The organism is Streptomyces sp. NPDC030021 (assembly GCF_055574035.1).
In genome coordinates this window covers 621,819-639,037 of record NZ_JBVIAH010000002.1, presented here as the reverse complement: position 1 = coordinate 639,037, position 17,219 = coordinate 621,819, and the positions used below count along the sequence as shown (strand labels likewise).

Here is a 17,219-nt window from a genome sequence, read left to right as displayed (position 1 = left end):
GATCAAGTGGGGCCTGGACTACATGAACGACCGCTACGGCAGCCCCGTCGGCGCCTGGAACTTCTGGTCCGCCAACCACTGGTACTAAGCCACCAGCGGCAGCAGCACCAGCACCAGCACCGCGCGGTACAGCAGACATACGAAGGCCCCGGTGGCCGGCCTCCCCAGGTCCGGCCTCCGGGGCCTTCTGCATCCCATCCCACGGGACTCAGGGGCGCCTCACAGGCGCTGGATGATCGTGCCGGTCGCCAGCGCGCCTCCCGCGCACATGGTGATCAGCGCGAACTCCTTGTCACGGCGCTCCAGCTCGTGCAGCGCGGTGGTGATCAGCCGGGCGCCGGTGGCGCCGACGGGGTGGCCGAGCGCGATGCCCCCGCCGTTGACGTTGACCTTCTCCAGGTCCTGGTCGAAGACCTGCGCCCAGGACAGGACCACGGAGGCGAAGGCCTCGTTGATCTCGACGAGGTCGATGTCCCGCAGCGACATCCCGGCCTTGCCGAGCACGGCCCGCGTCGCGTCGATCGGCCCGTCGAGGTGGTAGTGGGGGTCGGCGCCGACGAGCGTCTGGGCGACGATCCGGGCGCGCGGCTTGAGCTTGAGGGCGCGGGCCATCTTCCGCGAGGCCCACATGACAGCGGCGGCGCCGTCGGATATCTGCGAGGAGTTCCCGGCGGTGTGCACGGCGGTGGGCATGACCGGCTTGAGCCGGGCCAGCGCCTCCATGCTCGTGTCCCGCAGCCCCTCGTCCCGGTCGACCAGGCGCCACATGCCCTGTCCGGCAGCCTGCTCCTCCTCGGTCGTCGGCACCTGCACGGCGAAGGTCTCGCGCTTGAACCGCTCCTCGGCCCATGCGGCCGCGGCCCGCTCCTGGGAGAGGAGCCCGAGCCGGTCGACGTCCTCGCGGGACAGGCCCCGGTGGCGGGCGATCCGCTCGGCGGCCTCGAACTGGTTGGGGAGGTCGACGTTCCACTCGTCCGGGAAGGGCTTGCCCGGGCCGTGCTTGGATCCGGAGCCGAGCGGCACGCGGCTCATGGCCTCGACGCCGCAGGCGATGCCGATGTCCATGACCCCGCCGGAGATCATGTTGGCGACCATGTGGTTGGCCTGCTGCGAGCTGCCGCACTGACAGTCCACCGTCGTCGCGGCGGTCTCGTACGGGAGGCCCATGGCGAGCCAGGCGTTGCGGGCGGGGTTCATCGACTGCTCGCCGGCGTGCGTGACGGTGCCGCCGACGATCTGCTCGACGCAGTCGGGCTGGATTCCGGTACGGGCCAGCAGTTCACGGTAGGTCTCACCGAGCAGGTAGGCGGGATGGAGGTTGGCGAGAGCGCCCCCGCGCTTACCGATGGGGGTGCGTACGGCTTCGACAATGACGGGTTCCGCGGCCATGAGCTCGTCCTCTCCTGCACTGCGTCAGCACGGCGGGCCGTCCCGGCGCCCCGCCCGAACTAGTACGCGTTCTAGTTCTCCCCGCAGTCTTATGACCTGAGGCCCCGGCACGCAAGGGTCTTGCACGCGGCCTGCACGGATTCCACACGCAACAGTTGGCGCCAGGACCCTTGTCACTTCTAGAACTCGTTACTACCTTCAAGCCAACTTCTGATGGTCCGTCAGACTTTGGAGTTGCCCGATGTCCTGCCCCGCACTGCCCGAAGGCTTCGACGCCACCGACCCAGACCTGCTCCAAAGCCGCGTCCCCTTCCCGGAGTTCGCGCAGCTGCGGCAGACCGCACCCGTGTGGTGGTGCCCGCAGCGGCGGGGCGTCACCGGCTTCGACGACGAGGGCTACTGGGCCGTGACCCGGCACGCGGACGTCAAGTACGTCTCCACGCACCCGGAACTGTTCTCGTCGACGACCAACACCGCGATCATCCGCTTCAACGAGCACATCCAGCGTGATGCGATAGATGCCCAGCGTCTGATCATGTTGAACATGGATCCGCCGGAACACACGCGCGTACGCCAGATCGTGCAGCGGGGCTTCACCCCGCGGGCCATCCGCGGCCTGGAGGAAGCCCTGCGGGACCGCGCCCGGAAGATCGTCGAGGAGGCCGCGGCCACGGCGGCCGACGGCAGCTTCGACTTCGTCACGCAGGTGGCGTGCGAGCTTCCGCTGCAGGCCATCGCCGAACTGATCGGCGTACCGCAGAAGGACCGCACGAAGATCTTCGACTGGTCGAACAAGATGATCGCCTACGACGACCCGGAGTACGCGATCACCGAGGAGGTCGGCTCCAACGCGGCGATGGAGCTCATCGGCTACGCGATGAACCTCTCCGCCCAGCGCAAGGAATGTCCGGCCAAGGACATCGTCACCCAGCTGGTGGCGGCCGAGGGCCAGGGCAACCTCGGCTCGGACGAGTTCGGCTTCTTCGTGCTGCTGCTGGCGGTCGCGGGCAACGAGACCACGCGCAACGCCATCAGCCACGGCATGCACGCCTTCCTGACCCACCCCGAGCAGTGGGAGCTCTACAAGGCGACCCGGCCGTCGACGGCCGCCGAGGAGATCGTCCGCTGGGCCACGCCGGTGGTGTCCTTCCAGCGCACCGCCACCCAGGACACCGAACTGGGCGGCGCGAAGATCAAGGCGGGTGACCGGGTGGGGATGTTCTACTCCTCCGCCAACCACGACCCCGAGGTCTTCACGAACCCGGACGTCTTCGACATCTCCCGCGACCCCAACCCCCACCTGGGCTTCGGCGGCGGCGGCCCGCACTTCTGCCTCGGCAAGTCGCTGGCGGTGATGGAGATCGACCTGATCTTCAACGCCCTGGCCGACGCCCTCCCGAACCTCCACCTCACGAACACCCCCCCACGCCGCCTCCGCGCAGCCTGGCTCAACGGCATCAAGGAACTCCGCGTCACCACCACCCCCACCACCCCCTCCAGCCCCGCCAGCGTTTGAGGCACGGGGCCCGGGGCGGAGCCCCACTCCTCAGCCCCGCCGGCGATTGAGGCACGGGGGTCCGGGGCCGAGCCCCGATCTTCAGCCCCGCCGGCGTTTGAGGCGCGGGGGTCCGGGGCGGAGCCCCGATCCTCAGCCCCGCCGGCGTTTGAGGCGCGGGGGTCCGGGGGCAGCGCCCCCGCAACGGCGCCGCACCCGTTCGAGTGGCGGCCCGACCCGAACGGAGTGATCCTGGCAAGCAGCGGCGATCCAGCCGAAGGGGCGCCGGGGCAGCGAATGCCCCGGCGCCCCTTCGGCCTCCCCGAGCCAGCCCCGGCCCGGCCCGGCCCGGCCAGGGCAAAGGCCAGGGCAAAGGCCCGGCCAGGGCTACGGCTCCGACGGCCGCCCCGCAACCGCGTCGTACACCCGCAGCCGCACCCGCCTCCGCCACCCCTCCTTCTCCTCCCGCACCCGCGCCCTCCGCTCCTTCCGCCCCCCGGCGGGATACCGCGCCCGCGCCCACGGCGACCCCGGCCGGGCCAGCCGCACCGCCCCGACCAGCGCGAAGAACGGTACGAGGATCCCCAGCAGCCCGGTGAACACCTTCCCCTTGGCCAGCGCCACCAGCGCGAAGGCCGCGTTCACCGCGACCACCACCACGTACGTCCAGCCGGAGGCCTTCGTACCGCCCTCCGAGACGTCGGCGTCGTCGACGCCGAAGGGCGACGCCCCCAGCAACAGCAGCCCGCAAGCCGCGGCCCCGACCACCACCGCGTCCACCGACAGCCGGCCCTCCTCGGACCAGTACACGTCCTTCAGGTGCAGGATCAGCGCGAACTCGTCGAGCACCAGCGCCGTCCCGATGCCGAACACCGCCGCGTCGATCTCCGCCCACGGGGGCCGGTTGCCGGTCGGGGAGGCCAGCCCCAGCCCCCCGACGATCATCAGGACGACACCGAAGACCACGTGGTGGATGTGCAGCCCGCCCGGCGTGACGTTCTTCGGCCACCAGGAGACCTGCGCCCGGATCAGCCGCACGCTGATCCGGATGAAGAGGAACGCACCGAGGAAGCCCAGCAGCAGGCACAGCAGCGGCTGCTTGCCGGGTTCGACGATCTGACGCTGGTACCAGTCGCCCACGGGTCAGGCCACCCGCCCGGCGGCGTGTGCGACCCCCGTCGGCTTTGCGCTCATGACCCGATGCTGGCACCGGGCCGGGCGCGGCGCCTGCGGGAGCCGGCACCGCGCCGCCGCGCACCCCCTACGGGGTCCGGGCCGGGGCGTTCTGCCGCCGTTCCCCCTCGCTCGGCTCCTCCTCCACCGCCACCGCGCCCTTGCGCTGCCCGGGCAGGGTCAGCTGCAGCCCCCGCGGCCCGGACAGCACGTACACGAGCCCGAAGCCGGCGGACACGACCACGGCCCCGCCCACGGCGTCCAGTACCCAGTGGTTGGCGGTGGCCACGATCGCGCACACCGTGATCAGCGGGTGCAGCGCGCCGAGCAGCTTCTGCCAGCCCTTCGGCGCCAGCACCACGATCACGATCCCGCACCACAGCGACCAGCCGAAGTGCAGCGAGGGCATCGCCGCGTACTGGTTGGAGATCGCGGTCATGGCCCCGTACGAGGGGTTGGCCAGGTCCTGCGGCCCGTGCACCGTGTCGATGAAGCCGAGGCCGGGCATCAGGCGCGGCGGCGCGAGCGGGTAGAGCCAGAAACCTATGAGGGCCAGCACCGTGGCCAGCCCCAGCGAGGCCCGCGCCCACCGGTAATCACCGGGGCGCCGCCAGTACAGGACCGCCAGGATCGTCAGCGGGACCACGAAGTGGAAGGAGGTGTAGTAGAAGTTGAAGAACGCCTCCAGCCAGGGCGTGTTCACCACGGCGTGGTTCACGGCGTGTTCGATGTCGATGCCCAGCGCGCGCTCGATCCCGTGGATCTGGCTGCCGTTGCCCTCGGCGAGGCTGCGGCTGGTGGGCGCGGCGGCCCGGATGTGCGAGTAGAGCGAGTAGCCCACCCGTATCAGCAGGAGTTCCAGCAGCAGGTTCGGGCGGGACAGCACGCGCCGCCAGAACGGCATCAGCGGCACCCGCGCCCAGCGGGCCGCCGCGGGCCGCCCGTAGTCGGTGGGTACGGGCTCGCGCCAGTACGCCGACGAGCGCGGCAGGAACGGCACCGCGCAGGCCGCGGCCACGGCGGTGAGCAGCAGCACGTTGTCGCGTACGGGGGCCAGCGCGGCCAGGTTCGGCAGCAGCATCGTGCTCGGCAGGGTCATCGCGAGGACCACGGCCACCGGCCACACGGGCCGGTCGGCGGCCCGCTTGCCCACTTTGCCGGCGACGGCGAGGAGCACCCACAGCAGCTGGTGGCGCCAGCCGGTCGGGGACACGGCGACGGCCACGCAGCCGGTGACGGCGACGGCGAGCAGCAGCTGGCCGTCGCGGGCGTAGCGGACCGCACGGCGCAGGCCGATCCAGACGATGGCGGCCGCGAGGGCGGCGTAGAGCAGGATCTCGGCGGGTCCGGTCAGGCCGAGGCGCAGCAGCGCGCCGTGCACGGACTGGTTGGCGAGGCCGTCGGGGGCCCCGCCGAGGCCGGTACCGGCCAGGTGCTCGGCCCAGTACGTCCAGGAGTCGCGCGGCATGGCCGCCCAGGACAGCGCGGTGGCTCCGGCGAAGGTCACGGCGGCGGTGCGCGCGGTGGGGCGGCGTCCGGTCAGCCACAGCAGCGGGGCGAACAGCAGCAGCGCGGGCTGGAGCGCGGCGGCGAGGCCGACGAGGAAGCCGGCGGGCCGGTCGCCGGGCACCCGGAACACGGCGATGAGCACCAGCAGCACGGGCAGGACGGCGGTCTGGCCGGGTGAGGCGGCCTCGCGGACGGGGAGCGAGACCATCATCAGGGCCGTGAGCACGGGCGCGGCGAGCAGCGCGGTGCGCCGCGGCACCGGGTCGGGCAGGCCACGGGCGGCGACGAGCCCGATGGCGGCGACGCACAGCAGCGTCACGCAGGTCCAGGCGACCTCCAGCGACGGGGCGGCGAGGCCGACCAGCGGCCTCAGGACCAGCCCGGCGAAGGGGGTGTCGGAGAACTGGCCGGTGTCGTAGACCGATCCGGGCAGGCTGCCGGGGAGGTGGAAGCCGCTCAGCCACTCGGCCGGTGGCACCCGCAGCACGGCGGCGGCCTGTCTGACGGCGAGCGCGCCGGCCAGTGCCCACAGGAGAAGGCGAGCCGCCCCGAGCCTGCCGTGATCGCCTATGACTCCGGCATGTCCGTTCGCACCGCTGTGCTCTGCCGCGTTAGCCACGCCTCGCCGGCCTCCCGCCATGTTGACCGCAACCCTGACTTTGCCTGGCTGCCGCGCTCCATTACCCGCAAGACGATATCTCCCACGGGATGCGTTGGACGGCTCTCACGGGCATCGCGAAGACCGACACGCCCGCCGACCTGCGAGGCCCGTTCCCGGACGGGGCACCCGGGTCGATCCGGGGCCCACGGGCTCTCCGGGTGCGGAGAGCGGACTTCGTGGCGAAGCTGAGGTGACAGGCATTCCGTGGAGAGGACGGCTCATGTCCATGCTTGACAAGCTCAAGGACCTCATCAAGGGACACCCTGACCAGGCCCGCCAAGGTGTCGAGAAGGCCGGAGACGCCTTCGACGCGAAGACCGGGAACAAGTACCAGAGCCAGGTCGACACCGCGCAGCAGAAGCTCAACGAACAGATCGGCAAGCAGCCGCCCACGTCCGGGGAGGGTCGGCCGCCCCAGACCTGAGGCCTGAGACCTGAGACCACGGCGCAGGGACCGCACCACGGTGCGGTCCCTGCGGTCTTTGGGAGGGGCGGATGTAGGAAACTGCACGCATATCGTCAAGGCCGGGCGTCGGCCCGGCCTGTGTTTCATGAGAGGTGTCCTGTGCCTAGTGTCGTAAAGATCAACGCACTGACGGTTCCCGCCGAGCAGCGGGAGATCCTGGAGCAGCGCTTCGCCTCCCGGGCCGGGGCGGTGGAGAGCTCGGACGGGTTCGAGTGGTTCGAGCTGCTGCGCCCGGTGGAGGGCACGGACCAGTACCTGGTCTACACGCGCTGGCGTTCGGAGGAGGACTTCCAGGCGTGGATGGAGGGCCCGATGAAGGCCGCTCACCAGGGCGGTGGTGAGGGCGGCGGCGAGCGGCCGAAGCCCGCGGCTTCCGCCTCGACGGTGTGGTCGTTCGAGGTCGTGCAGCAGGCGGCCCCGAAGCAGGCCTGACGCCATCCGGAAGCGCGCCACGGGCCCGGGTCGGAGCCGACCCCGGCCCGGGCCCCGGCCCGTGGCGCGCGGCGGACTCGCGGCTCGCGGCTCGCGGAGCATCAGCTCCAGAAGACGTCTTCCTCGTCGATGTCCGCGGTGCACTGGTCGATATCGGTGATCTTGTTGCCGATGATCGTGAAGAAGAGCCCCTGGCGGATCTCGATGCCGCGGTCACCGCGGTCGGCCCGTACCGTGTGGAAACTCATCACGTGCCCCCGCCCGTCCGCCAGCACCGATTCCAGATCCACCTGGAAGGTGCCCTTCGTCTCCTCGCCGAGGCGGCGGAAGAGGTCCAGGACGTTCTCCCGCCCCTTGTGGTGCCCGGACAGCGGGTTGCTGCCCGGCACGTGGTGGATGACATCGGCCGTCAGCAACGTGCTCATCGTCTCCATGTCGCCCTTGCCGAAGGCCTCGTAGCCGCGGCGGACCAGGGCACAGTCGGGATGCTCTGACATGGCGTTCCCACCCTCCGGGTACGCAGGGAATGTCCTTTTTCCTATCATCGGCCCGGCCTTGTGGATATTCCACGCAGGAGATCCGCCGCGAACTCCACAATGACGTCATGACCACTCACAGCGAACACCGCACACCCACCCTGTCGTGGACCGTGGCCCCCGAGCCGTTCACCACCCCGGACGCCACCGCCCTGCGCCGCGCGTACTACGCCGAGGTCGCCGGCCGTTACTGGAAACGACAGGTCACCGAGACCGAGATCGACCAAGGGCTGCTGGACTTCCCGGACGACGGGCTGGTCCCGCCGACGGGCCAGTTCATCGTCGGCAGACTCGACGGCGAGCCCCTGGCGTGCGGCGGGATCCGGCTGCTCGACCCCCTGACCGCCGAGCTCACCAGGGTGTACGTCGACCGGCGCGCCCGCGGCACCGGCGGCGGGGCGGCCCTGCTGAAGGTCCTGGAGGCGGAGGGCCGTGCGCTCGGCGCCGAGCGGGTCCGGCTGGACACCCGGTCGGATCTCGTGGAGGCCCGGGCGTTGTACGCGCGTCACGGGTATGCGGAAATACCGGCCTACAACTCCGGCCCGTACGCGCAGCACTGGTTCGAGAAGCGGCTGGCCTGAGCCCGTGCCCCGGCGACGGGGCAGCGCACCGGCGGAGCGGCTGCCGCTAGTGGGCGGCGTGGTCCCGGCGCGGCAAGGCGTCGTAGGGCTCCTCGGCGTCGGAACCGCACAACTCCTTGTTGATCTGCCGCACCAGCTTCACCAGGTCCGTCGGGCGGTCCGGGCCCCACCAGTCGCCGAGCAGCTCGGCGAGCGACTCCTCCCGGGCCTCGGCGAGCTTCGCGGCGCACGCGCGCCCCTGGTCGGTCAGGACCAGCGGCAGCCCGTCCCGGACGGCGAGCCCACGCTCCTCGACCTGGCGGGCGGCGTCCGTGACGACCTTCAGCGGCACATTGGTGCGCTCGGCGAGCATCCCGGGCTCCACCGAGCCGTACCTCTTGATCCGCAGCAGCAGCCAGCTGGAGGCGGGCAGCAGGTCGTAGCCCGCCTTCTCGGTGATCTTCTCGTAGACGTGGCGGCGGCCCTCCCGGGTGGCGAGGACCGACAGGGCCCGGGCGACCTCGTCGTGGGAGGAGCGCTGGACGGGGTTGGAGGCCAGGGTCTCCGTCACATCGGGGGCGGTGACCGAGCCGCGGAGCTTGTCCTCCTTGAGGAACCAGGCGATCACGAAGGCGATCAGGACGATCGGCACCGCGTAGAGGAACACGTCGGTGATGGCGGTGGCGTAGGCGTCGAGCACCTGCGGTTGGAGCTCGGCGGGAAGTGCGCCGATGGCCCGCGGGTCCGCCTCCAGCTGCGCGACGCTCGCACCGGCCGGCAGCGTGACGCCCGCGAGGGAGGCGGCCAGCTTGTCATCGAGCTGGTGGGTGAAGACCGTGCCGAAGATGGCGACGCCGAAGGAGGCGCCGATGGAACGGAAGAAAGTGGCACCGGAGGTGGCGACGCCGAGGTCGGCGTAGCTGACCGCGTTCTGCACCACCAGGACGAGCACCTGCATGACCAGGCCGAGCCCGGCACCGAAGACGAAGAAGTAGATGCTCATCTCCCAGGTGGAGCTGGTGCGGTGCAACTGGTGCAGCAGGAGCAGACCGATCGCGGTCACCGCCGTGCCCGCGATCGGGAAGACCTTCCAGCGCCCGGTGCGGCTGACGATCTGGCCGGAGGCGGTGGAGGTGATCAGCATGCCGATCACCATCGGCAGCATGTGGACGCCTGACATGGTCGGTGAGACGCCCTGGACGATCTGGAGGAACGTCGGCAGGTAGACCATCGCACCGAACATCGCGAAGCCGACGACGAAACTGATCGCCGAGCAGAGGGTGAAGGTGCGGATGCGGAACAGACCCAGCGGCAGGACGGGTTCGGCGGCCTTGCGCTCCACGAGGAGGAAGCCGGCGAGCAGTACGGCGCCGAGGACGGCGACGCCGATGATCCGGGCCGAGCCCCAGCCCCAGGTGCCGCCGAGGGAGGCGACGAGCACGAGGCAGGTCGCGACGCAGGCGATGAGGAAGGTGCCGAGGTAGTCGATGGTGTGCTTCGAGGAGCGCGCCGGGATGTGCAGGACGGCGGCGATGACGACGAGCGCGACGAGACCGATCGGGAGGTTGATGTAGAAGACCCAGCGCCAGGACAGGTTGTCCACGAACAGGCCGCCCAGCAGCGGGCCCAGCACGCTGGTGGCGCCGAAGACGGCGCCGAAGAGGCCCTGGTACTTGCCGCGTTCTCGCGGCGGGACGATGTCGCCGACGATCGCCATCGACAGCACGATCAGTCCGCCGCCGCCCAGGCCCTGCAGGGCGCGGAAGCCGATGAGCTGGGGCATGTCCTGGGCGATCCCGCACAGGGCCGACCCGATGAGGAAGAGGACGATGGCGTACTGGAAGAGCTTCTTGCGTCCGTACTGGTCGCCGAGCTTGCCCCACAGGGGGGTGGCGGCCGTGGAGGCGAGCATGTAGGCGGTGACGACCCAGGACAGGTGCGCCATGCCGCCGAGGTCACTGACGATGGTCGGCAGGGCGGTGGAGACGATGGTCTGGTCGAGTGCGGCGATCAGCAGGCCCAGCAGCAGGGCTCCGATGGAGACGAGTACGTCGCGGGAGGCGTGCTCGGCGGCGGGACCGGTCTTCGCCGGGTCGAGAACGGGGCCCGGGCTCTGCGCGGTCACATCCTGAGCCATCGATACCTCCTCAGGCCGGATCAACATCTCCATCCTGAGCGGTGTGTCCGGTTATGGCCTCTCGGGCGGTTGGGAGGGCCCCTGCGGGTCTGCATAATCGCAGGCAATAGCCAGGGAGGGAGTCCAGTGAGCCGTCAGCACTGTCCAGAATGCGGCGCCGCCGGCGCAGGCTGCGGGTGCGTGCCGGGTGTGGGTTTCAACCCCTTGCGCATCCGCCCGTACGTGACGTTGCCCGACCCGGGCGAGCCAGACACCCCGGTGTCCCCGCAGCCGGTGTCCGCAGTGGTGGCCCCGGAGCCGCGCCCGGCGCCCGTGCCGGTGCCTGCGCCGGCGGAGGACGACACCCCGGCGTACGGGATACCCGTGCCGCCGCAGGACGGGCCGTGGCCTGCGGGGCCCGACGGGCCTGCGCACGCGTCACACCCGGCTGAGACGGTCCAGCTCCGGACGATCCCGGCAGCGGGCCACACGTACAACAGCCGAGCGGGAGGGGGTGGGGGCGGGGGCGGGGGCCCGGAGAAGCGAACCGGCCCGGCCGCCCGAAAGCCGCTCGCGCTGCTGATCGGCGCCGCGGCGGCGGTCGCCCTCAGCGGGACGGCCGTGGCGGTGTGGGCGCTCCCGAGTTCCACCGAGACCGAGACCGCGCTGATGGACACGAAGGCGTCGGCGCCCGTGACGAGCGCCGCCCCGGCCGCGCCCTCCGCGAGCCCGTCCCCGAGCAAGGGCAGCCCGTCCCCGTCTGCCTCCCCGTCACCGAGCGCCTCGAAGTCGGCGTCGCCGTCCCCGTCGCCGAGCGCGTCCCGCACATCGGCACCCCCGTCCCCCAGCCCGTCCCCGAGCGCGAGCCGCTCCTCCAGCCCGCCGCCCACGCAGGCCCCGACCCTGCGGCACGGGGACTCGGGTTCGGAGGTGGAGAAGCTCCAGCGGCTGCTCGCGGCGCAGGGCCTGTACCGGGGCAGGATCAACGGCCGGTTCGACGGGCGGGTGGAGGACGCCGTGTCGGAGTTCCAGTTCGACAGAGGCATCGACGATCAGGAGTGGGGCTTCTACGGGCCGGTGACCCGCAAGGCCCTGGAGGGATAAGCGTCACATGTCCGCTGGTGGCGCGGACCGCCCTTTGTTTTGTATCGTGAAGGAACAAAGTGGTTCCGTCCTCATTCCCTGACCGGTGGACGGAACCACTTGTTCTCTTTCCCGCCCCGTCTGGAGCCCCGCCGATGCCGGCCAGCACCACCACCGCACCCGTCGCCCTCACCGCCAAGGCCCTGCTCCTGGACATGGACGGCACGATCGTCAACTCCGACGCGGTGGTCGAACGCTGCTGGCACGACTGGGCGGTCTCCCACGGTCTGGATCCGCAGGAAGCCATGAAGGTGGTCCACGGCCGCCAGGGCTACGCCACCATGGCCGTACTCCTGCCGGACCGCCCCATGGAGGTCAACCACGCCGAGAACGCGGTGATGCTGGCCCGCGAAACGGCCGACACCGACGGGGTGATCCCGGTCGCGGGCGCCCCGGAGTTCATGGCCGCGCTCGACGGCCTGCCGCACGCCCTGGTCACCTCCGCAGACACCGCCCTGGCCACGGCACGGATGACCGCCGCCGCCCTGCCGATGCCCGAGGTACGGGTCACGGCCGAGTCCGTCCAGGCCAGCAAGCCCGACCCCGAGGGCTTCCTCATGGGCGCCGCCGCGCTGGGCGTGGACCCGGCCGACTGCATCGTCTTCGAGGACTCGGCCGCGGGCATCACCGCAGGCCGGGCGGCGGGCATGCGCGTGATCGGCGTGGGCCCCCGCGCAGCCGCCCACGCCCCGACGGCCCACGTCCCGGACCTGACGGCACTCCACGTCACAACCACCCCGGACGGCTCGATCACCATCACGCTCCAGCCGGCGGCCTAACGGCAAACCCGCAGCTCGCCGCCAGGCCTACGGGGGCCGGTCGGGCGGGGCCGGGAGGATGCGGCGGGGGCTTCGGTGTGCGGGATCCGGCTGGGCGGGATCCGGGAAGTACGGCGGGGGCTCCGGAAGGCGGGATCTGCCCGACTGGAATCAGGGATGCGCATGGGGGCTTCCCGGCAGTCCCATCGTCCCTCCGTGTCGGGCCGGTCCCTCCAGGGCGCTCGTTCCTCGCGTCGCTTCGCGATGTCGCTGCGCTCCACCCTTGACCGACCGTCCCGCCCCGGAGAAACGAAAGACTGCCGGGAAACCCCCAAAGGAACGGGCCGGGCACTCAAGAATCAGGACGGGGCGGCCAGAGATGCCCGACCCGGTCGGGCACGAAGAGCCACGACCGAGCGGCTGGGCCCATCCAGACCAGGGCCCGGGTCGGGGGAAGCGCGCCCAATCGCTACGCGCGCTCCTCACCTCTCAGCGTCTCCACACCGTCCTGAGCTGGACATAGACCGCCCAAGACCTCAAGTGTTCTCACCCACGGCGTCCGACGACCGTCTGTGGCTGTTCATAAGCCGCCCAAGAGATCGGTGCGGCGCTCGACATGCATCCGGCTGGCTCTGTACACGGGAATGGGAGTCGCCTCCCGCGTAGAACGCATGATCAATGTCGATGAGTTCGGGCGTCACTTGCAGCCCAGCGGGCATTGTCCCTGCCAGCACCCAGCTGCCTCGCACGAGCCCGCTACCTGGTTTTGGTATGAACCCGGTCTTGGCGGGTCAGCGGGCGAGGGAGACGGCGAAGGGCTTGAAGCCGTGTCGGCGCAGGATGTGGGGCACGGCCAGGATCATGGCCTCGGTGGCGCGGGCTGTGGTGATGTCGCCGAGGTCCTCGATCCGTTCGGGCTGCCAGCCCAGGTCGCCGAGCAGGCCGGTGACAGTCCTCTTCGCGTGTTCGTCGTCGCCCGAGAGATAGGCGGTCGGTGGGGTGGCCAGGGTTTCGGGAGCGGTCATGACCATGAACAGCATGGTGTTGAGGGTCTTGACCACATGGGTGTCGGGGAGCGCGGCCTGGAGCTTCTCGGCGAGGCTGCTGCCGGGATAGCGCAGGTCCCCGGGCAAGCCGTCAGCGGCGTCGTGGGTGGCGTTGGAGACGTCGATGAGGATCTTGTCGGCGAGTTCCGTGCGCAGGTCGGTGAGGCGGTCCAGGGAGCTGTCGCCGGGCGTCGCGTTGATCACGATGTCCGTGGTGCGGGCGGTGGTGCGCTGGTCGGCGAAGGCGATGCACGGGGCGAGGCCAGTGGTGCGGGCGGCGGTGTCTTCAGGGTTCCGGCTGCCGAGGGTGACGTGGTGTCCGGCTGCGGAAAGCTTGCTGGCGAGATTGGTGCCGACGCGGCCGGCGCCCAGGATGCCGATGTTGGTCATGCGGTGGTGCTCCTTGCGGTATCGGGTTGGAAGGGCGGAGACGTCCGGTCAGGCGATCGGCGAGAGGACCTTGAGGGCGGCGGCGTGGATGCCGGGGGCGGTGGCCAGGAAGTCGCGGCTGCCGGTGTTCCAGGGTTCGCCCGTCAGGTCGGTGACGGTGCCTCCGGCTTCGGAGACCAGCAGGGCGCCGGCGACCAGGCCGGAGCGGACGTCGGAGAACTGCCAGAACGCGTCCATGCGTCCGGCGGCGACGTGGATGAGTTGCATCGTGGCGGGAACGGACACGCGCACGACCAGTCCGTTGATGAGCATGGCGGTGACGGAGTCACCGATCCGCCGGAAGGTGCGCTCGTCCTCGCCGGGCTTGGCCTGGCCGGTGCCGATGAGCGCGGCGCCCAGGTCGGTCTTGGCGGACACCTTCAGGGGTCGGTCGTTGAGTCGGGCACCGCCGCCGGCGACTGCGGTGTAGGTGTCGCCGGTCAGCGGCAGGTGGACGACGGTGAGTACCGGCTGGTTGTCGCTGACCAGGGTGGCGGTGACGGCCCAGTCCTCCATGCCGTGGACGTGGTTGATGTTGCCCTCGGCGGGGTCGACGACCCACCACTCCCCGGGCGGGAGCGCGCCGCCGGCCAGCTCGTCCTCAGCCCACTGAGACCCGCGCCGGGCCCGCAGCAGCGGTTCCCGCAGCACGTCCAGCACCGCATCGTCGTTGGCGTGGATCTCGCCCACGACCTCGTCCAGACTCACGCCCCGGGCGTGCGAGGTGTAGCGGTCGCGCAGCGTGACACCGGCGGCCTTCACCGCAGCTGTCACGTCGGACACGAGCGCCCCGGCGGCGTCGAACGGCATGGCTGTGCTCATGGTGGGCTCCCTGGGGCATCGGTAGAAGTGAGGCGGTTGTCTCGCCCCGCACTTCGAAGGTAGGCCGCCCGATCATTAACAACAAATGCATGCTTGACACTTATAGAGTTACTGCCATGCAACTGGATCTGAACTTGCTCACGGCCCTGGACGCCCTGCTGGAAGAGGGGAGCGTCGCCGGCGCGGCAGCACGCCTCCACGTCACCGCACCGGCGATGAGCCGCTCTCTGGGCCGCATCCGCAAGGCCACCGGTGACCAGATCCTGGTCCGCACCGGCCGCAGCATGGTCCCCACCACCCGGGCGCTGGCCATGCGCGCCCGGGTCCACGCCCTGGTGCAGCAGGCCCACCAACTTCTTTCCGCGCAGCAGGAACTCGACCTGGCGGCTCTGGACCGGGTGTTCACCGTGCGCTGGCACGACGCGCTGACCGCAGCCTGCGGCACCGACCTGATCACCGCCGTTCACCGCCAGGCCCCCGGCGTCCGACTGCGCCTGTCCGCCGAATCCGGGACGGACGACGCCGAGCTGCGCCGGGGTGAGGTCGACCTCGAATCAAGCTCAAGCGCTCCGACGCTCCCCGACATCCGCAGCCGTCTCGTCGGCAGGGATCGGCTGGTCGTCGCCGTCCGACCGGGCCACCCACTCGCCGAAGGCCCGCTGAGCCTCAAGCACTACGCAGCCGCCGAACATCTCACCGTTTCGCGACGCGGAAGCCTGCGCGACCCGATCGACGACGCCCTGACCACACGCGGCCTCGAACGACGCGTCGTCGCCGCCGGGCCCACCGCCGCCTTCGCACTGCAACTCGCCCTCGACACCGACCTGGTCGTCACCCTCCCCGACGCGGTCACCCGTACGGCTCGGGAACAACTCGGCCTGGCCACACTGCCTCCGCCGCTCCCGCTGCCCGACGTCCCCCTGTACCTGCTGTGGCACCAGCGCTACGACAACGACCGCGCCCACATCTGGCTGCGAGACCTGGCCACCGAAACCGTCCAGGCACTATTCGCACCACCGACCGCCTCTCAACAGCCCCTCACCAACCGGACCGGGCAGTGACGGATACGCCCGGGGAAAGACCTGCGGCACCTGGCTCCCGTTCTCGTGAACATCACCTATCAGCGCGAGCGTGCGGCTCCCAATCTCACGTCGAAACGACGTCGTAAGTCGTACGTCGCGTACACAGCCATCCGGCGGCCGTCCCGGGCTGGACATAGGCCGCCCACGACCCGCAGGCGCTCCTCCTGGGAGGCGTCTGACGCCCGCCCCGGGGTGGAAAGGCGCGGGACAGCGGCTATTTCGTCGTGGATGCGGGTCAGGGCAGGTGGGCGGCCCGAAAGGCCGACAGTTTGCCCCAATTACCCCTGCTTGAGGATGGCTTTGTGGTGTCGTGTGTGCGCTGCCCGGGCTCCACGACGCGATGGCCGAACTGTCACCCTTCCGTCCCTCTCAGCGACACTCATCAGCGACTGACGGGCACCGGTCGCTGTCATGGAGAAGGGCGTAGCGATCCGAGGCGGCCTGTGGCCGACCACAGGCGGTCGTCGGACGCATAACAAGCGTGGGACCGGGGCCGTGGGCGGCTCATGTCCAACCCAGGACGGTCCGTGGACGCTGAAAGATGAGGAGCGCGTAGCGATTGGACGCGCTTACCCCGACACGGCCCTGGCCTCGATGGGCCCCGTCTCTCAGTCGTGCCCACCCGGATCTCCATGGGCATCTCTGATCGACCCGTCCCTGAAAAGGAACGCCCGGCCCGTTCCTTTGGGGGTTTCCCGGCAGTCTTTCGTTTCTCCGGGGCGGGACGGTCGGTCAAGGGTGGCCGAAGGCCATCACGCAGTGACGCGACGAAGGAGCGCCCTTGAGGGACCGGCCCGACACGGAGGGACGATGGGACTGACGGGAAACCCCCATACACATCCCTGATTCCGATCAAGAGGCTCCCGCCCCCGGACCCGCCGCCCCAGGTCCTGACCCTGACCGACGAGCTCCATCCGAAGCCCCGGCCGCACGACCCGCACCCGCCCCCGACCCCGCCGCTACTGCCCCACTCGCCCGTCGATGCGTTCCCGCAGGAAGTCCGCGTGGCCGTTGTGGCGGGCGTATTCCTCGATCATGTGGACCAGGACCTCGCGGAGCTCCATCGGCCCGTCGCCGTGCCCGCTGTCACCCGTGACGTCCAGGCCTGCGGCCTCCGCGACCAGTTGTTCAGCGAAGGCGACTTCGGCGCGCCAGGTGGCCCACGCCTCCGCGACCACCTCAGGGTCGGCCACCGCGCCGGTGAACTCCCCCGCGCGGTCCTCCTCCGAGCGGTAGTGCCGGCGTATCTCCTGGCCCGCCATGACCTGCCGGAACCAGTACTGCTCGACGCCCGCGAGGTGGCGTACGAGACCCAGCAGGGACAGGTTGGACGGTTCCACGGAGCGCCGCGCCAGGGCCTCCGCGTCGAGGCCCGCGCACTTGAGTTCCAGGGTCAGGCGCTGGTCGCGCAGGTAGCCGGCGAGTACGGCGCGCTCGCCCTGGAACCCGCCGTCGGTCCGGGTGTCCTCGTCGGGGTGGACGAACATGTTGGACCAGCCGAACTGACGGCTCTCGGCGGACACCGGCGTGGAAGCGGATCGGGATGCGGGCTCGGCGGCGGGGCCGGTGGAGGCCGTGGAGGCCGTGGGGGCGGTGGGGGCG

At 70.7% G+C, this 17,219-nt stretch carries 16 protein-coding genes and 1 pseudogene; 8 read left to right on the top strand and 9 right to left on the bottom strand.

What is annotated here, in order from left to right:
• Position 1: 1 nt before the first annotated feature.
• The gene (locus ACZ4YL_RS06055) at positions 2-88 is read left to right on the top strand and encodes an aggregation-promoting factor C-terminal-like domain-containing protein (protein WP_446678247.1); all 87 of its coding nucleotides are present in this window, start codon (positions 2-4) and stop codon (positions 86-88) included.
• A gap of 131 nt (positions 89-219) precedes the next feature.
• Here the strand turns inward: ACZ4YL_RS06055 and ACZ4YL_RS06050 are convergent, their stop codons facing one another.
• Positions 220-1,389 (bottom strand): steroid 3-ketoacyl-CoA thiolase, encoded by a 1,170-nt coding sequence (locus ACZ4YL_RS06050; RefSeq protein WP_030390693.1) that lies wholly within the window; start codon positions 1,387-1,389, stop codon positions 220-222.
• Positions 1,390-1,630: 241 nt separating this feature from the next.
• Between ACZ4YL_RS06050 and ACZ4YL_RS06045 the strand changes: the two genes are divergently transcribed.
• A complete protein-coding gene (locus tag ACZ4YL_RS06045; RefSeq protein ID WP_468114064.1) occupies positions 1,631-2,905 on the top strand; it encodes a cytochrome P450 in 1,275 nt (424 codons plus the stop codon).
• 366 nt (positions 2,906-3,271) lie between these two features.
• On the opposite strand, the gene ACZ4YL_RS06040 is transcribed toward ACZ4YL_RS06045, so the two are convergent.
• Entirely contained in the window at positions 3,272-4,024 is a 753-nt protein-coding gene (locus tag ACZ4YL_RS06040; RefSeq protein WP_468114062.1) for a hypothetical protein, read from the bottom strand.
• 121 nt (positions 4,025-4,145) lie between these two features.
• Positions 4,146-6,185, bottom strand: coding sequence for a bifunctional glycosyltransferase 87/phosphatase PAP2 family protein (locus ACZ4YL_RS06035; protein WP_468114060.1), 2,040 nt, complete (start codon positions 6,183-6,185; stop codon positions 4,146-4,148).
• Between the two features lie 262 nt (positions 6,186-6,447).
• Between ACZ4YL_RS06035 and ACZ4YL_RS06030 the strand changes: the two genes are divergently transcribed.
• Both ACZ4YL_RS06030 and ACZ4YL_RS06025 read left to right on the top strand, forming a co-directional pair.
• A complete protein-coding gene (locus ACZ4YL_RS06030) occupies positions 6,448-6,651 on the top strand; it encodes an antitoxin (RefSeq protein WP_327385706.1) in 204 nt (67 codons plus the stop codon).
• Between the two features lie 141 nt (positions 6,652-6,792).
• Complete coding sequence (locus ACZ4YL_RS06025; protein WP_301371460.1) at positions 6,793-7,125, top strand: antibiotic biosynthesis monooxygenase family protein; 333 nt, start codon at positions 6,793-6,795, stop codon at positions 7,123-7,125.
• 101 nt (positions 7,126-7,226) lie between these two features.
• Here the strand turns inward: ACZ4YL_RS06025 and ACZ4YL_RS06020 are convergent, their stop codons facing one another.
• Complete coding sequence (locus tag ACZ4YL_RS06020; protein WP_468114058.1) at positions 7,227-7,622, bottom strand: nuclear transport factor 2 family protein; 396 nt, start codon at positions 7,620-7,622, stop codon at positions 7,227-7,229.
• A gap of 107 nt (positions 7,623-7,729) precedes the next feature.
• Here ACZ4YL_RS06020 and ACZ4YL_RS06015 point away from each other — a divergent pair, with 107 nt between their 5' ends.
• On the top strand, positions 7,730-8,242 hold the full coding sequence (locus ACZ4YL_RS06015) for a GNAT family N-acetyltransferase (RefSeq protein ID WP_468114056.1): 513 nt from the start codon (positions 7,730-7,732) through the stop codon (positions 8,240-8,242).
• A gap of 46 nt (positions 8,243-8,288) precedes the next feature.
• Here the strand turns inward: ACZ4YL_RS06015 and ACZ4YL_RS06010 are convergent, their stop codons facing one another.
• Positions 8,289-10,358 carry an MFS transporter gene (locus ACZ4YL_RS06010; RefSeq protein ID WP_468114054.1) on the bottom strand — a complete coding sequence of 690 codons (2,070 nt, stop codon included), beginning with the start codon at positions 10,356-10,358 and terminating at the stop codon, positions 8,289-8,291.
• A gap of 134 nt (positions 10,359-10,492) precedes the next feature.
• Positions 10,493-11,227 carry a hypothetical protein gene (locus ACZ4YL_RS06005; RefSeq protein WP_468114052.1) on the bottom strand — a complete coding sequence of 245 codons (735 nt, stop codon included), beginning with the start codon at positions 11,225-11,227 and terminating at the stop codon, positions 10,493-10,495.
• Between the two features lie 40 nt (positions 11,228-11,267).
• Here ACZ4YL_RS06005 and ACZ4YL_RS06000 point away from each other — a divergent pair, with 40 nt between their 5' ends.
• Both ACZ4YL_RS06000 and ACZ4YL_RS05995 read left to right on the top strand, forming a co-directional pair.
• Positions 11,268-11,441, top strand: coding sequence for a peptidoglycan-binding domain-containing protein (locus tag ACZ4YL_RS06000; protein ID WP_468114050.1), 174 nt, complete (start codon positions 11,268-11,270; stop codon positions 11,439-11,441).
• A 134-nt stretch (positions 11,442-11,575) separates the two neighbouring features.
• Positions 11,576-12,259: an HAD-IA family hydrolase gene (locus ACZ4YL_RS05995; protein ID WP_468114048.1), complete on the top strand. Its 684-nt coding sequence runs from the start codon at positions 11,576-11,578 to the stop codon at positions 12,257-12,259.
• Between the two features lie 770 nt (positions 12,260-13,029).
• Here the strand turns inward: ACZ4YL_RS05995 and ACZ4YL_RS05990 are convergent.
• Positions 13,030-13,680 (bottom strand): annotated as a pseudogene (locus ACZ4YL_RS05990) (NADPH-dependent F420 reductase); the annotation flags it as partial.
• A gap of 42 nt (positions 13,681-13,722) precedes the next feature.
• Positions 13,723-14,535: an inositol monophosphatase family protein gene (locus ACZ4YL_RS05985; protein ID WP_468114046.1), complete on the bottom strand. Its 813-nt coding sequence runs from the start codon at positions 14,533-14,535 to the stop codon at positions 13,723-13,725.
• 116 nt (positions 14,536-14,651) lie between these two features.
• On the opposite strand from ACZ4YL_RS05985, the gene ACZ4YL_RS05980 reads away from it, so the two are divergent.
• The gene (locus tag ACZ4YL_RS05980; RefSeq protein WP_468114044.1) at positions 14,652-15,596 is read left to right on the top strand and encodes a LysR family transcriptional regulator; all 945 of its coding nucleotides are present in this window, start codon (positions 14,652-14,654) and stop codon (positions 15,594-15,596) included.
• Between the two features lie 980 nt (positions 15,597-16,576).
• On the opposite strand, the gene ACZ4YL_RS05975 is transcribed toward ACZ4YL_RS05980, so the two are convergent.
• Positions 16,577-17,104, bottom strand: coding sequence for a DinB family protein (locus ACZ4YL_RS05975; protein WP_468114104.1), 528 nt, complete (start codon positions 17,102-17,104; stop codon positions 16,577-16,579).
• Positions 17,105-17,219: the final 115 nt, after the last annotated feature.

What these genes read in the sequence shown, in the direction of transcription:
- ACZ4YL_RS06050 (WP_030390693.1), bottom strand. Translation starts at nt 1,389, where the DNA reads ATGGCCGCGGAACCCGTCATTGTCGAAGCCGTACGCACCCCCATCGGT.
- ACZ4YL_RS06045 (WP_468114064.1), top strand. Translation starts at nt 1,631, where the DNA reads ATGTCCTGCCCCGCACTGCCCGAAGGCTTCGACGCCACCGACCCAGAC.
- ACZ4YL_RS06030 (WP_327385706.1), top strand. Translation starts at nt 6,448, where the DNA reads ATGTCCATGCTTGACAAGCTCAAGGACCTCATCAAGGGACACCCTGAC.
- ACZ4YL_RS06020 (WP_468114058.1), bottom strand. Translation starts at nt 7,622, where the DNA reads ATGTCAGAGCATCCCGACTGTGCCCTGGTCCGCCGCGGCTACGAGGCC.
- ACZ4YL_RS06015 (WP_468114056.1), top strand. Translation starts at nt 7,730, where the DNA reads ATGACCACTCACAGCGAACACCGCACACCCACCCTGTCGTGGACCGTG.
- ACZ4YL_RS06010 (WP_468114054.1), bottom strand. Translation starts at nt 10,358, where the DNA reads ATGGCTCAGGATGTGACCGCGCAGAGCCCGGGCCCCGTTCTCGACCCG.
- ACZ4YL_RS05995 (WP_468114048.1), top strand. Translation starts at nt 11,576, where the DNA reads ATGCCGGCCAGCACCACCACCGCACCCGTCGCCCTCACCGCCAAGGCC.
- ACZ4YL_RS05985 (WP_468114046.1), bottom strand. Translation starts at nt 14,535, where the DNA reads ATGAGCACAGCCATGCCGTTCGACGCCGCCGGGGCGCTCGTGTCCGAC.
- ACZ4YL_RS05980 (WP_468114044.1), top strand. Translation starts at nt 14,652, where the DNA reads ATGCAACTGGATCTGAACTTGCTCACGGCCCTGGACGCCCTGCTGGAA.
- ACZ4YL_RS05975 (WP_468114104.1), bottom strand. Translation starts at nt 17,104, where the DNA reads ATGTTCGTCCACCCCGACGAGGACACCCGGACCGACGGCGGGTTCCAG.